Consider the following 13,168-nt stretch of genomic DNA (forward strand, 5'->3'; position numbering starts at 1 on the left):
GCGTTGCGCGGCTTCCCCTCTCCGGCATCGATGCCGCACATGCCTGTTCCGCGTCCTGGGGGCGGAGGCCCGTTCCGGGGAGCCGTGGCTCCCCTGGGTGTCGGGACCTCCGCCCAGGGTGTTTCACCTGATCGCCCTCACAGGCCGGACCGGCTGGTCGGGGTCAGCTGCGCAGGGTCCAGCGCTGGTTGGCCTGGCCGTTGCAGGACCAGAGGATGAGCTTGGTGCCGTTGGCGGTGCCGGCGGCGTTGGCGTCGAGGCATTTGCCGGACTGCACGCCGGTGATGGTGCCGTCGCCGTTGACGTTCCACTGCTGGTTGGTGCCGCCGTTGCAGTCCCAGATGATCACCTGGGTGCCGTTCGCGGTGCCCTGCCCGTAGGCGTCCAGGCACTTGTTGCCGTACACCTGCAACTGCTTACCGGAGGTGTGGGTCCAGCGCTGGTTGGTGCCGCTGCCGCAGTCCCACAGCTGGAGCTGGGTGCCGTTGGTGGTACTGGAGTTCGGCACGTCCACGCACCGGCCGGACTGGCCGCCCACGATCTGGCTGCCTTGCGTCGGGTTGCCGGTCGCCGGCGCGTAGGCGGCGGCGGCGATGTTGGCCTGGACCGCGTTCTCGGTGTCGGCCGTCGGGTAGCCGGAGGTCAGCACGCCCTCGTAGAAGGTGCCGCGGGCGCCGTTGCTGTTGTCGCCGCCGATGCCGAGCAGGATGGCGCCCTCCTTCTTCATCGGGTGGTAGCCGTTGGGGCGCCGCCCGTCGAAGTAGGTCGTCAGACCACCGGACTGGGCGTTGCCGCCCCGGATCGCCCAGTGGTTCGGCTCACCCTTGACGATGGCGGTGACGAAGCGGTGGTTGATGGGCGCCATGGGGTTGTACCGCGCGTTCACCCCGGAGAACAGTCCCCACTCCATGTCGGCCATGATCCAGGGGCCGGCTCCGTCCCCGTAGCCCCACCAGTTGTTGTTGCCGAAGTAGATGGCCTCCATGATGCCGATGTCGTCGGCCTGGCCGTTGGTCTGCGCGTTGCCGTAGTCGAAGCAGCAGCCCCCGTTGTAGTGCGTGCCGTCGAGGACGGCGTACATTCCCTCGGGCTGGTCGCCGGTCGCCACCCCGTTGGTGTTGTTGTTGCGGTAGCCGGTGCCCGGAGCGATGTAGACGCCGTAGGCCTTCTGGCCGCCGACGGTGATCGGGGCCGCCTTCGCGTCGGCGAGGTTGTCCGATCCACCGGGGCCGGGGCCGGGCACGGCGCCGCCGGGCCCCTGGGTGAGGCGGTTGTTGCGCCCGGACTGGTCATAGATGACGGTGATGACGCAGTTGGTGCCGGAGCAGAACGAGTCCTGGGCGGCGGCGTTGGCCACTCCGCCCGCGCTCAGCACGCCGATGTCGCGGGTGGTGTTGTCGGAGGTGCGTCTGACCTGGTAGAGCGGGCCGTTGTAGGTGCCGTACAGCGCCCGGGTGGTGCTGTGGGCCGCCACACACGGCGTGCCGCCCGTGGCGTAGATGTCACACGGGCCGGTGGTGGCGGCCTGGGCCGCCGTCGCGTCCGAGATCACGTAGCCGCCGGTGGTGGCGAGGAGCAACGAGATCCCTGCGGCGGCCATGAGGCGGCTCAGCCTTTTCTTCACGTTCATCGAAGCCTTCCGGATGGGGAGTGTGGTGCGCGGCGGATCGGACGTGCCGCGCAGAGCCCGTTCGAAGTGGCCGAACAGGCCGTTGACGGTGTTTCCGATACCGGTTCGGGACCGTTTTCCGAAACTGAACGAGATCGCCGGAGGTGCCGCTCCCGCGTGCCTCACGAGGACGGCACGACCGGCCGGTTGTCGCCGGGTGATCAGCTGCGCAGGGTCCAGCGCTGGTTGGCCTGGCCGTTGCAGGACCAGAGGATGAGCTTGGTGCCGTTGGCGGTCCCGGCGGCGTTGGCGTCGAGGCATTTGCCGGACTGCACGCCGGTGACGGTGCCGTCGGCGTTGACGTTCCACTGCTGGTTGGTGCCGCCGTTGCAGTCCCAGATGATCACCTGGGTGCCGTTCGCGGTGCCCTGACCGTTGGCGTCCAGGCACTTGTTGCCGTACACCTGCAACTGCTTGCCGGAGGTGTGGGTCCAGCGCTGGTTGGTGCCGCTGCCGCAGTCCCACAGCTGGAGCTGGGTGCCGTTGGTGGTGGTCGAGTTCGGCACGTCCACGCACCGGCCGGACTGGCCGCCCACGATCTGGCTGCCTTGCGTCGGGTTGCCGGTCGCCGGCGCGTAGGCCGCGGCGGCGATGTTGGCCTGGACGGCGTTCTCGGTGTCGGCCGTCGGGTAGCCGGAGGTCAGCACGCCCTCGAAGAAGGTGCCGCGGCCGGAGACACTGTTGTCGCCGCCGATGCCGAGCAGGATGGCGCCCTCCTTCTTCATCGGGTGGTAGCCGTTGGGGCGCCGCCCGTCGAAGTAGGTCGTCAGACCACCGGACTGGGCGTTGCCGCCCCGGATCGCCCAGTGGTTCGGCTCACCCTTGACCATGGCGGTCACGAAACGGTGGTTGATGGGCGCGATGTTGTTGTAGCCGGCGTTGACACCGGAGAACAGCCCCCACTCCAGGTCGGCCATGATCCACGGACCGGCCCCGGCGCCGTAGCCCCACTGCTTGTTGGCGCCGAAGTAGACGGTCTCCATGATGGCCGGGGCGTCGGCCTGGCCGTCGGTCTGGGCGTTGCCGTAGTCGAAGCAGCACCACTGGTTGTAGTGCGTGCCGTCGACGACGGCGTAGATGCCCTCGGGCTGGTCGCCGGTCGCCACCCCGTTGGTGTTGTTGTTGCGGTAGCCGGTGCCGGGCTCGATACGGACCCCGTAGGCCTTCTGCCCGCCGACGGTGATCGGGGCCGCCTTCGCGTCGGCGAGGTTGTCCCACCCGCCGGGACCGGGACCGGGCCAGTAGCCGGGCGGCGCCTGGGTGAGCCGGTTGTTGCGTCCGGACTGGTCGTACAGGATGGTGATGACGCAGCTGGTGTTGGCGCAGAAGGAGTCCTGGGTGGCGGCGTTGACGACTCCGCCCGCGCTCAGCACGCCGACGTCGCGGGTGGTGTTGTCGGAGGCGCGTCTGACCTGGTAAAGCGGGCCGTTGTAGGCGCCGTACAGCGCCCGGGTGGTGCTGTGGGCCGCCACACACGGCGTGCCGCCCGCGGCGTAGATGTCACACGGCTGTGACGCCGCGGCCTGGGCCGTGCCACCGCCGACCAGGCAGGCGGCGGCGATCAACGTGCTCGCCCCGGCCGCGAGCGCCCTTCTCAGGCTCCCGAAAAGCATCATGGCTTCTTCTCTCGATCAGGAAATCACGACGGACGGCGCCTACACGGCAGGCCTGGCCAGGTCGAATGTTAGCGCTAACATCAATTCCCGTCCGACACCGATTTGCGGCTGACAGTTTTGTTGGAGTCAATTAAATGGAGATCCCGCCGTCAATAGCGCGAATCCGGCCCCTCGGACGTCCGGGGGCCGTCGGCGCACCATCTGGGCTTTCGCGGTGACACGTTCGCACCGTCGCGATGAGATGCCGTGAAACTTTCATCCCCGGCGCCCGCCGGACGGTGAGCCGTCGCCCGCCCCCTACGCCGGAGCCCGCGAGCAGGAGTGCGCCCCGCCGGAGGTCGAGGACGTCACCGCCCCGGACCGGCGGCCTCCGCCCGCCCGGCGGCGACGAGCTCCGCGACGTGCCGCTCGCGCGGACCCGCCCGCCGGCCCGGAGCCGGTCCCGATGAGCGGCTTTCCCCTGCCGGAGGTCGTGACCGTTCCGCGTCACGTGAAGGTCAGGCGTGTCCGGGGGCTGACCGAGGCCACGCTGGGCGCCCGGCTGAGCACGCCCCTCGACCCGGCGGTCATCGACGGCCTGCCCGAGGGACCCACCGAGCAGGCGCGCCGCACCCAGCTGTTCACGTACGTGACCGACGCCCTCGCCACCGACGGCCGCCGGGGCCGCGGGGTGGTGGAGGGCCGCGACACCTACGGAACCACCGCGGTGATCGCCGTCGAGAGCGCCCGCCGTCTCGCCGCCGGGTACGCCAGGCCCGGAGTGCTCGCCCTCGCCCAGGCCTACGACGCCTCCGGCTTCCTCGACTTCCTCGCCCCGCACGGAATCCGCTGGACGATCGGATGAGGGGCGCCGGGAAGCGGCCACCGTTCACCGGGGAACGCCCCGGCGGCCCGGGAGCCGCCCGCGAGGACGTCGGAGCCGCGACGCCTCCGTGGCTCCCGCGCGGACGTCGGGACCGCTACGCCTCCGGGCCTCCCTCGGTGACCGGAGCACCCGAGCGGACGTCGCGCTCCCGCCGGCGGTCGTGGACGGGCCCGTCAGGCGGCGGCGCGGTCGCCGACGCCGCGGCGGCGCAGGTCGGCTCGCTGGAGTGCGGGCGGCACGTAGGCGATGTCGAGCGTGCCCGGGTTCACCCCGGGCGGGACCACCTTGTCGATCTGGTCGAGGGTGTCGTCGTCGAGGACGGTGCCGGCTCCGGCGAGCAGGTCGTCGAGCTGCGCCATGGTACGAGGGCCGATGATCGCCGAGGTGACCGCGGGATGGCTGACGACGAAGGCCATGGCCAGATGGGTGAGCGACAGACCTGCCCGCTCGGCGATCGGGACGAGTTCCTCGACGGCGTCGTGGTTGCGCTTGTCGGTCATGTGCTTGGGCACCCAGTGCATGCGGGCGCTGGAGACCTGTTCGTCGCCGCCCTCGCGGTAGCGGCCGGTGAGCAGCCCCGAGGCCAGCGGGCTCCAGACCAGCGTGCCCAGCCCGTAACGCTCACAGACCGGCAGGACGTCGCGCTCGATGCCGCGGTTCAGGATCGAGTACGGCGGCTGCTCGGTGCGGAAGCGGGCCAGCCCACGCCGTTCGCACACCCACTGGGCCTCGACGATCTCCGCGGCCGGCAGGCTGGAATGGCCGATCGCGCGCACCTTGCCCGCCCGCATCAGGTCGGTGAGGGCGGCGAGGGTTTCCTCGACGTCGGTGCCGGGCTCGGGGTGGTGGACCTGGTAGAGGTCGATGTGGTCGACGCCGAGACGCCGCAGCGAGTCCTCGACCGCGGTGACGATCCAGCGGCGGGAGCCGCCGCGCCGGTTGGGACCGGCACCCATGGGGCCGTTGAACTTGGTGGCGAGCACCACGTCGTCACGCCGGCCGCGCAGCGCCTTGCCCACGATCCGTTCGGTTTCGCCGTCACCGCCGTAGACGTCGGCGGTGTCGATGAAGTTGATCCCGGCGTCGAGGGCCCGGTGGACGATGGCGACGCAGTCGTCGGGGTCGGGGTTGCCGAACGGGCCGAACATCATGGTGCCCAGGCAGTAGGGACTGACCTCGATGCCGGTACGGCCGAGGGGGCGAGTACGCATGATCTGTTCCTTCGGAAGGCGGAAAGCGGAGGGCCGGGTGCCCCGAGGCGGCCGGGGAAGGCCGCCTCGGACCGGATGAGCGCGTCGGCGGTCAGCCGGCGTACGGGGCGGCGACGTCGAGGATCCAGGTGACACCGAAGCGGTCGGTCAGCATCCCGAAACCCGGGGCCCACTGCGACGGGCCGTACTTCTCGACGATGTCGGCGCCGTCGGCGAGCCTGTCCCACAGCGCGCCGACCTCCTCGACGGTCTCACCGCGGACGGACACGAAGAACCGTTCGCCGGTCAGCGTCATGCCGTGCTCGCGGGTGGTGACGGCGGGCGCGGCGGCGGCCGGCGCCTGGCCGGGCACGTCGTAGGCCATGACGCTGAAGCCGTTGCCGGCCGTGACCTGGCCAAAGACGATCTTGTCGGCGTCGGGCAGTTCCCTCGGCATGCCGAAGTCGCCGTACGCGATGGCGGTGAGGTGGCCGCCGAACACGCTCTGGTAGAACTCCAGCGCCGCACGGGCCTCGCCGCGGAAGTTCAGGTGGGTGGTGGTCGAGAGGGCCATGCTGGTGACTCCTTGTCGAAGGGGACCGGCCGGGTCGCGGTGACCGACCGGCTCAAGACGAAGATTCACAGAGGTAGGTGACAGGATGTGGCACCTACCTGAGGCAGAATCAGGTTCATGCCGAAAACCTCCGCCCGACTGCTGGCCCTGCTGTCGCTGCTGCAGACCCGCCGGGACTGGTCCGGAACGGTGCTGGCCGATCGCCTGGACGTCAGCCTGCGCACCGTGCGCCGCGACGTCGACCGGCTCCGCGAGCTCGGCTACCCCATCGCCGCCGTCAAGGGCCCCGACGGCGGCTACCGGCTCGGCGCCGGCACCGAACTGCCCCCGCTGCTGTTCGACGACGAACAGGCCGTCGCCCTCACCATCGCCCTGCAGATCGCCGCCACCACCCCCGGCAACGGCCTCGCCGAACCCTCCGAACGGGCGCTCAACACCATCCGGCAGGTCATGCCCACCCGGCTCCGGCAGCGCGTCGACGCGCTGGGCGTCACCGCCGTCGAACGACCCGTCACCCGGCCGGCCACCCCGGTCGGCGGCGACGTCCTCCTGACGATCAGCGCCGCCGTCCACGCCCGCGAGACCCTGCGCTTCGACTACGGCGCCCAGGACAGCGGCCGCCCCCCGCGCCGCGCCGAACCCCACCACCTCATCACCTGGGACGGACGCTGGTACCTCATCGCCTGGGACCTCGACCGCGACGGCTGGCGCACCTTCCGCGCCGACCGGATCACCCCGCGCACCCCCAACGGGCCCCGGTTCACCCCGCGCGTACTGCCCGGAGGAGACGCCGCCACCTTCGTCACCAGCACCTTCCGCGGCTCCGGCGACGCCTCGGGCAGCTGGCCCTGCCAAGGCACGGTGATCCTCGACCTGCCCGCCGCCACCGTGGCCCTCTACACCCGCGAAGGACTCGTCGAGGAGATCGGCCCCCACCGCTGCCGGCTCACCCTCGGATCCTGGTCCTGGCCCGGCCTCGCCGCCGCCATCGCCCGCTACGACGCCGACATCGAGGTCATCGGCCCCGGCGAACTCACCGACGCCTTCGAACACCTCGCCCGCCGATTCACCAGAACCACGGCCCGCCGCGGCATCACCCCACCGGAATAACCGGCCTCCCCCACCGGCCCGTGGGCCAGGTCGTGGTGAATCGGGCACCGCACACCCGCGTCGAGACACTTACCGCCGATCCGCCGGACGAGGCCGCGACACTCACCACCGACCCGCCGGCCCGCCGGACCAGCTCGAATCACGCCACCCCGGAGAGGACCGGTCCGATCGGCCTCGGCGGGAACGCGCCCCGCCCCCCGGGCGGCACCTGTCAGGATGACACCCCGTAGCGGGCGACGATCGCGGCGGCGCGGTCGCGCAGGGAGTCGCGCAACCACTGCGGGTCCAGGGCTTCCGCGCTCGTGGTGAGCTGCCACAGCGCCCATTCGGCGTGTCTGGGATCCTGGAAGGTCACCTCCAGCCGCAGCCAGCCGTCCGGGTCGGCCTCCTCGGTACGGACGGCCAGCGCGGTGCCCACCAACTCCTCCCGCCGCGCCGGGTCCACCCGTACCAGCACGGCGACCTGGTCACCGCCGGTCCGAAACCGCGTGCCACGTTCCTGCCAGGCCCGGTCCAGATCGACCCGCTCCGGACGCTGCGCGGGTTCGGCGAGTTCCTCGGCGGCCAGCACCCGAGACAGCCGGTAGGTACGGTCCGCGCCGGACCTCGTGGCCAGCAGGTAGCTCCGGTCGCGTACGGTGACCAGGCCGACCGGGTCCACCGTGCGCCACTTCGGGCTCTGGCCCACGGCCGCGTAGTGGATACGCAGCCTGTGTCCGGCGAGCACCGCGCGCAAGACCTCGGCCACCACGGTGTCGGGCGCCTCCTCGGCGACCAGCCGCCGTGAGAGAAGGTCGGTCTTCGGATCGACGAGCAACCGCTCGGCCGCACCGGCCGCGGTGTCCCGATAGCTTTCGGGCAGCGCGTCGACCACCTTGAGCATCGCCGAGGCGAGCGCCGAACCCAGGCCGAACGCCTGCGCGCCACGCCGCGACCCGGCGACCAGCAGGGCGAGGGCCTCGTCGTGGTTCAGTCCGGTGAGCTCGGTCCGGAAACCGGGCAGCAACGCGAAACCACCGTGCCGGCCGCGTTCGGCGTAGACCGGGACACCGGCCGCCGACAGCGCCTCGATGTCGCGCAGCACGGTGCGGGTGGACACCTCCAGCTCGCGGGCCAGCACCGCCGCCGACAGCCGGCCGTGCCGGCGCAGCAGCAGCACCAGCGAGACCAGCCGGTCGGCACGCATACGAAAACCCTAAAGGCATACACGACACAAGATGTCGTGATTTGCCGGAAAGCTGATCAACATCACCGAGAAGACGACGGCCACCGCGCCGATCGACGGACGCGATGCCGACGAACCGAATGGAGCCGATGTGACAATGGAACGAACGGCGGTCAACCCGTGGGCCTGGTCAGTGCAGATGGGCTACAACCAGGGTGAGATCGTCTCCGGGCACACCCGGACCCTGTACTGCGCCGGGCAGACCGCGATGAGCGGCGACGGCAAGCCCGAACACGCCGGCGACATGGCGGCGCAACTGGCACTGAGCCTCGACAACCTGGAGGCCGTGCTCGGCGAGGCCGGCATGTCCCTCGCGAACCTCGTCCGGCTCAACGTCTACACCACCGACACCGACCGGCTCTTCGAGCACTACGGCGTGCTGGCCGCACGGCTGGGCGCCGCCGGGGCCGCGCCGCCCACCACGATGCTCGGGGTGACACGACTGGCGATCCCCGACCTGATGGTCGAACTCGAAGGGACCGCCGTCGCCTGACGGGGACACCGGCGACAACGCACTCGCCCGAGAACTTGAGCGAGAACGGCCGCGAGGGAGATCCCGGCACCCGGGCCGCCCCCTGAGGCGTGCTTCCCCCTGGGGATCGCTCGCCCAAGGCCCGGGAGAGGGCAGGGTCCGCAAGAGGGCAGGGCGCCGCGAACGGCACACGACCGGCCGGGCCCGTACCGTGGCCCGGCCGGTCGCGCCCTCAGCCCAGATCCGACATGTCGAGCACGAAGCGGTGGCGGACGTCGTTGCGCCGGAGACGGTCGAGTGCCGTGTGCACCTGAGAGGAGGGGAGCACCTCGACATCGGCGACGATGCCGTTGTCGGCGCAGAACCGGAGCATCTCGGCCGTCGCGGGACGACCTCCGCTGCCCGCGGAACCGAGCCTCTTGCGGCCCACGAGCAGGTCCATCACCTCGACCGTGACCGGACCCAGATATCCCAGGAGGCTGAGGGTGCCGTCCATCGCCACCGACCTCAGGTACGGGGCGAGGTCGTGGGGCGCGGAGATGGTGTCGATGACGACGTCGAAGCTGTCACGCGCCGCGGCCATCCGCTGGGGGTCGGCGGAGGCGATGAGGTCGTCAGCACCGAGCCGGCGGGCGTCCTCATCCTTGTCCCGCGTACGGCTGATGACGGTCGTGGCGGCGCCGAGCGCCACGGCCATCTTGACCGCCAGATGACCCAGGCCGCCGAGCCCTGCCACGGCGACCCGGCTGCCGGGCCCCACACCGAGGGAGCGCAGGGGCTCCCAGACGGTGACGCCGGCGCACAGCAACGGGGCGGCCGCGGCCGGGTCGAGGCCGGAGGGGAGCGGGTAGGCGAACGCGTCGCGCACGACGTACTCGCGGGAGTAACCGCCCAGGGTGGTCGAGCCGTCCTTCCGGTCGACGCCGCCGTAGGTCAGGGCCGGGAAGGAGTGGCAGAAATTCTCCTGTCCGGCCTCGCACATCGCGCACACGCCGCAGGAGTCGACGATGTTGCCCACCCCGACGCGGTCGCCGACCGACAAGGCGGTCACCTCGGGGCCGGTCTCGGTCACCACGCCGGTGAATTCGTGACCGGGCACCAGGGGCGCCTTCGCGTGCTGGTCGTAGTCGCGCACGGCATGCAGATCGGTGTGGCACACGCCGCAGTAGTCGACCCGCACCGCCACGTCGTCCGGGCGCAGGTCACGACGCTCCAGCGACACGCGCCGCAGTGCCATCGGGCCGGTCGCCCGCCATCCGGTGGTCGTTCGCACAGCTGAACTCCCTAAACAGACTGTTCGGTCTATTGGAGCCTAGGCACAGCCGCCCGGCAAAGCAAACCAACTGTTCTGTTTGATAGGCTGAACCCATGCCGGAACAGCCCCAGACCTCACGAGGCGCCGCGACCTACCAGCGCATCCTGGACGCCGCCACCGAGGAGTTCGCCAAGCACGGCATCGCCGGGGCCCGCATCGAACGCATCGTGACGACGGCACGCACCAACAAGGCACAGCTCTACGCCTACTTCGGCGACAAGGAACGACTCTTCGACGCGATCTTCCTCAGCTCACTGGAGCGCATCACCAACGTCGTCCCCATCGACGCCGACGACCTCGCCGACTGGGCCGTACGCCTCTACGACGAATACCTGCGCAACCCCGACCTCATCCGGCTGGCGACCTGGACGCGCCTGGAACGCCGACCCGCCGGACACCTCGTCGAGACCCACCAGCACTACGACGACCACAAGCTCACGGCCATCGCCAAGGCCCAGGCCACCGGACGGATCCGCGCCGGCGACCCGTTCGACATCATGGCCATGGTCATCGCCATGTCCATGGCCTGGTCACCGGTGAGCAACGTGTACGCGGCCAGCGACCAGGAACCCGAGGACGTCCACGACCGGCGCCGCGCCCTGCTTCGCGACTGCGTCCGAAGGGCCATCGCGACCGACGGCGACACATCCCCCTCATGACCGAACGCTCCCGGCAACCGGCTCCGGCCCGGCCATCACGAGCACAACCCGCTCGACAACCTTCACCCGCGGACACGCCGGCCGCCACGAGACGGGCTTGTCCACCGCGACCTGATACCGAGCCCGGCGAATCTCGTCCATGTCGTAGACGGCCTCCGGAGCACAAACAAGCCCTGCTTGTGTTTTATAGCCGCCTTTAGTCCTATTTATGCTTTTTGTCGGTTTTAAACAACCAGGCGCCTTTACATTGTAGATTAATAATATTTATCCGGATATATTGCGCCCCCTTGGTGTTCATCGTTCATCCGGGCGGGGCCGGACGACGGCGACCGGGCAGTGTGCCCGGTGCAGTACGCCGTGACCGACCGAGCCCAGCACCGCCGAGCCGAACCCACCCAGCCCTCGCGAGCCGACCACGATCAGGTCCGCCTGGCGCGAGGCATCGGACAGCACGCGGACCGGATGATCACAGACGATCGACTCCTCCACCGCGACGTCCGGATACTTCTCCCGATAGGGCGCCAGCAGCCGCCGGGCGGTCTCGGTCTCCTCCGCGAAAACGCTTCTCAGCAGCGGGCTGTAGCCCAGGGCGTACGGCGAGAGCATCGGCATCTGCCAGGCGTAGACCGCCCGTAGCCGTGATCCGCGCTGCTGTGCCCGGGCGAAGGCGTACTCCAGCGCGACCTGCGAATGCTCAGACCCGTCGAACCCCGCGACGATCACGCCGTGCGCGGTCCGCGCCGGCGCGCGGACGACGACGACGGGACCGGCCGCGTGGCCTGCCAGACCGAGCCCTACCGATCCGAGCGCCAGCCCGGCGAACCCGCCGACGCCCCTGCTGCCGATCACGAGCGCGTCAGCCCGCTCGGACTCACTCTTCAGCCGTTCGACCACCGCTCCGGTCGCCAGAGCAGTGGTGATCTTGATGTCGGGCGCGTGGTCCCGGGCCCGCTGTGCGGCCGCGGCCAGCACGCGGTGACCGTACTCGGTCGAGCCGTTCTCCTCCCCGGTCCCGGAGAGGAGAACGAGACTGTTCCACGGCTCGTGCACATACACGATCTTCAGGGCCGCACCGCTGTGCGCGGCGTCCTCCGCCGCCCATTCGACCGCCGCCGTCGCGGGCGCGGAGCCGTCGGTACCGACGACGATCTGTCCGGTCATGGCCGCCTCCTCTCGGAGAGCCTCCGTTCCTCTGGGAGAGTCTCCGTACCTTCACCTCCATCGCACACCCGCGGGAGAGGTTCGGCACCGGCCGAACGTCACCGGTCGCGAGGACCAACGTCTCCTCCGGAAACCACGTGGGCCCGGCGGGGATGGACAGCCACGTCGTCGCACGCCTCTCGCGGGCGTGACCCGGGCCGACCGCTACGTGATCCTGTGAGCGCCGGCCTGTCGTGCCGAGGCCAGCTCCATCCCCCACTCGCGGGCTCGCCCGGTCTCCCCCTCCAGGAGCGGGCCTGGGGTGCCGGAGACGTAGAAGCTCCGTGAGCCGGTCATGATCGCGAAGCCGTGCCCGCGCAGGTTCTTCTCGACACCGCGCCGGGCCGATCCCGGAATCCAGGGGTTCTTGACCCGCGTGTCGAACGCCACGGCCGCCGGGGCGCGGGAGTGGTCACCGAGAGTGGCGAGCCATTCGCGCACCCCTCGCCCCTTGGACACCAGCTCGGTGGCGGCCTGCTCAGCCTGCTCGGCGGCCGACTGCCTGGTACTGGGCCGGCTCATGCCGAGGGTGTGGGTGGGCCCGCCGACGACGAGGAGGTCCACGTCGTCGGGAACGGACACCGGGGCGTCGCCGACCTCGACCAGGTCCACCTCCATCCGGGTGGCCAGGCCGTCGGCGACAGCCTCGGCGATCGCCCGGGTGTTGCCGAACATCGATTCGAAGACCACAAGCGCACGCATCGGGATCGTCCCCTTCTCCATTGACGTTCCGTGGAAGGTGGGATCGGAGGTCGATCTCCACCTCCCGCCGGTCACCCTCAGGATTTCGCCCATCGGTTCGCGAGCGAAGAGGCGGACGGCTTCCGCGGCGAGGACGAAAGACTCGGCGTGGGGCCTGCGGCGAGAACCTCGACGCGCCGTAGGGCCCGGACCCGATGGCCTCCCGCATGGCCGTGACCGGCGACCGTATCGTCCAAGGCCGCCGCGATCGTCGCGGCGGCCCACCCGCTGTTGCCGCACAGGTCGTACCTGACCTGGGGAACCGTCCGCGAAGAGGCGGAGGACGCGCTGCCCGGACGCCTGGCCCACGCTGGATGACGTCTTCTTCGCGAAGGCCGAACGCACACTCTTCGTGAAGGCCGAACGCACACCTCCACCCCGGTGGGGACAGGGGATGGAGGTGTGACCGGCCATGGGGGCCTCGGTCTCCCTACCAGGGCCAGGTCCAGTCGCGGATCTCGGCGGGGTCCTCACCGTACTCGCGGGTATGAGCGCGAGCGTGCAGACGGGCATCGACCATACGCTGACGCAG

The 13,168-nt window shown here is 70.5% G+C and carries 12 protein-coding genes; 4 read left to right on the plus strand and 8 right to left on the minus strand.

Annotation, left to right across the window (positions count from 1 at the left end; genetic code table 11):
- Positions 1 to 163 precede the first annotated feature (163 nt).
- The gene (locus ACFFRH_RS41190; protein WP_386163383.1) at positions 164 to 1,630 is read right to left on the minus strand and encodes an arabinofuranosidase catalytic domain-containing protein; all 1,467 of its coding nucleotides are present in this window, start codon (positions 1,628 to 1,630) and stop codon (positions 164 to 166) included.
- Positions 1,631 to 1,830: 200 nt separating this feature from the next.
- On the minus strand, positions 1,831 to 3,282 hold the full coding sequence (locus ACFFRH_RS41195; RefSeq protein ID WP_386163386.1) for an arabinofuranosidase catalytic domain-containing protein: 1,452 nt from the start codon (positions 3,280 to 3,282) through the stop codon (positions 1,831 to 1,833).
- Between the two features lie 448 nt (positions 3,283 to 3,730).
- Between ACFFRH_RS41195 and ACFFRH_RS41200 the strand changes: the two genes are divergently transcribed.
- Positions 3,731 to 4,129, plus strand: a complete 399-nt coding sequence (locus ACFFRH_RS41200) for a saccharopine dehydrogenase family protein (RefSeq protein WP_386163389.1) — start codon at positions 3,731 to 3,733, stop codon at positions 4,127 to 4,129.
- A 194-nt stretch (positions 4,130 to 4,323) separates the two neighbouring features.
- On the opposite strand, the gene ACFFRH_RS41205 is transcribed toward ACFFRH_RS41200, so the two are convergent.
- Positions 4,324 to 5,361 (minus strand): aldo/keto reductase, encoded by a 1,038-nt coding sequence (locus ACFFRH_RS41205; protein ID WP_386163391.1) that lies wholly within the window; start codon positions 5,359 to 5,361, stop codon positions 4,324 to 4,326.
- Positions 5,362 to 5,452: 91 nt separating this feature from the next.
- Positions 5,453 to 5,914: a VOC family protein gene (locus ACFFRH_RS41210; protein WP_386163393.1), complete on the minus strand. Its 462-nt coding sequence runs from the start codon at positions 5,912 to 5,914 to the stop codon at positions 5,453 to 5,455.
- A gap of 117 nt (positions 5,915 to 6,031) precedes the next feature.
- Here ACFFRH_RS41210 and ACFFRH_RS41215 point away from each other — a divergent pair, with 117 nt between their 5' ends.
- Entirely contained in the window at positions 6,032 to 7,024 is a 993-nt protein-coding gene (locus ACFFRH_RS41215) for a helix-turn-helix transcriptional regulator (protein ID WP_386163395.1), read from the plus strand.
- A 211-nt stretch (positions 7,025 to 7,235) separates the two neighbouring features.
- On the opposite strand, the gene ACFFRH_RS41220 is transcribed toward ACFFRH_RS41215, so the two are convergent.
- The gene (locus ACFFRH_RS41220) at positions 7,236 to 8,210 is read right to left on the minus strand and encodes a helix-turn-helix transcriptional regulator (RefSeq protein WP_386163397.1); all 975 of its coding nucleotides are present in this window, start codon (positions 8,208 to 8,210) and stop codon (positions 7,236 to 7,238) included.
- A 136-nt stretch (positions 8,211 to 8,346) separates the two neighbouring features.
- Here ACFFRH_RS41220 and ACFFRH_RS41225 point away from each other — a divergent pair, with 136 nt between their 5' ends.
- Entirely contained in the window at positions 8,347 to 8,742 is a 396-nt protein-coding gene (locus ACFFRH_RS41225; protein WP_386163407.1) for a RidA family protein, read from the plus strand.
- A gap of 211 nt (positions 8,743 to 8,953) precedes the next feature.
- Here the strand turns inward: ACFFRH_RS41225 and ACFFRH_RS41230 are convergent, their stop codons facing one another.
- A complete protein-coding gene (locus ACFFRH_RS41230; RefSeq protein WP_386163399.1) occupies positions 8,954 to 9,994 on the minus strand; it encodes an NAD(P)-dependent alcohol dehydrogenase in 1,041 nt (346 codons plus the stop codon).
- 95 nt (positions 9,995 to 10,089) lie between these two features.
- Between ACFFRH_RS41230 and ACFFRH_RS41235 the strand changes: the two genes are divergently transcribed.
- Positions 10,090 to 10,695: a TetR/AcrR family transcriptional regulator gene (locus ACFFRH_RS41235; RefSeq protein WP_386163401.1), complete on the plus strand. Its 606-nt coding sequence runs from the start codon at positions 10,090 to 10,092 to the stop codon at positions 10,693 to 10,695.
- A 294-nt stretch (positions 10,696 to 10,989) separates the two neighbouring features.
- Here the strand turns inward: ACFFRH_RS41235 and ACFFRH_RS41240 are convergent, their stop codons facing one another.
- Positions 10,990 to 11,856 carry a universal stress protein gene (locus tag ACFFRH_RS41240; RefSeq protein WP_386163403.1) on the minus strand — a complete coding sequence of 289 codons (867 nt, stop codon included), beginning with the start codon at positions 11,854 to 11,856 and terminating at the stop codon, positions 10,990 to 10,992.
- 204 nt (positions 11,857 to 12,060) lie between these two features.
- Positions 12,061 to 12,597 (minus strand): flavodoxin family protein, encoded by a 537-nt coding sequence (locus ACFFRH_RS41245; protein ID WP_386163405.1) that lies wholly within the window; start codon positions 12,595 to 12,597, stop codon positions 12,061 to 12,063.
- Positions 12,598 to 13,168: the final 571 nt, after the last annotated feature.

Origin of the sequence: Streptosporangium vulgare (assembly GCF_042428775.1) — a bacterium.
GTDB lineage: Bacteria > Actinomycetota > Actinomycetes > Streptosporangiales > Streptosporangiaceae > Streptosporangium > Streptosporangium vulgare.

What these genes read in the sequence shown, in the direction of transcription:
- ACFFRH_RS41210 (WP_386163393.1), bottom strand. Translation starts at nt 5,914, where the DNA reads ATGGCCCTCTCGACCACCACCCACCTGAACTTCCGCGGCGAGGCCCGT.
- ACFFRH_RS41195 (WP_386163386.1), bottom strand. Translation starts at nt 3,282, where the DNA reads ATGCTTTTCGGGAGCCTGAGAAGGGCGCTCGCGGCCGGGGCGAGCACG.
- ACFFRH_RS41235 (WP_386163401.1), top strand. Translation starts at nt 10,090, where the DNA reads ATGCCGGAACAGCCCCAGACCTCACGAGGCGCCGCGACCTACCAGCGC.
- ACFFRH_RS41220 (WP_386163397.1), bottom strand. Translation starts at nt 8,210, where the DNA reads ATGCGTGCCGACCGGCTGGTCTCGCTGGTGCTGCTGCTGCGCCGGCAC.
- ACFFRH_RS41205 (WP_386163391.1), bottom strand. Translation starts at nt 5,361, where the DNA reads ATGCGTACTCGCCCCCTCGGCCGTACCGGCATCGAGGTCAGTCCCTAC.
- ACFFRH_RS41190 (WP_386163383.1), bottom strand. Translation starts at nt 1,630, where the DNA reads ATGAACGTGAAGAAAAGGCTGAGCCGCCTCATGGCCGCCGCAGGGATC.
- ACFFRH_RS41200 (WP_386163389.1), top strand. Translation starts at nt 3,731, where the DNA reads ATGAGCGGCTTTCCCCTGCCGGAGGTCGTGACCGTTCCGCGTCACGTG.
- ACFFRH_RS41215 (WP_386163395.1), top strand. Translation starts at nt 6,032, where the DNA reads ATGCCGAAAACCTCCGCCCGACTGCTGGCCCTGCTGTCGCTGCTGCAG.
- ACFFRH_RS41240 (WP_386163403.1), bottom strand. Translation starts at nt 11,856, where the DNA reads ATGACCGGACAGATCGTCGTCGGTACCGACGGCTCCGCGCCCGCGACG.
- ACFFRH_RS41245 (WP_386163405.1), bottom strand. Translation starts at nt 12,597, where the DNA reads ATGCGTGCGCTTGTGGTCTTCGAATCGATGTTCGGCAACACCCGGGCG.
- ACFFRH_RS41225 (WP_386163407.1), top strand. Translation starts at nt 8,347, where the DNA reads ATGGAACGAACGGCGGTCAACCCGTGGGCCTGGTCAGTGCAGATGGGC.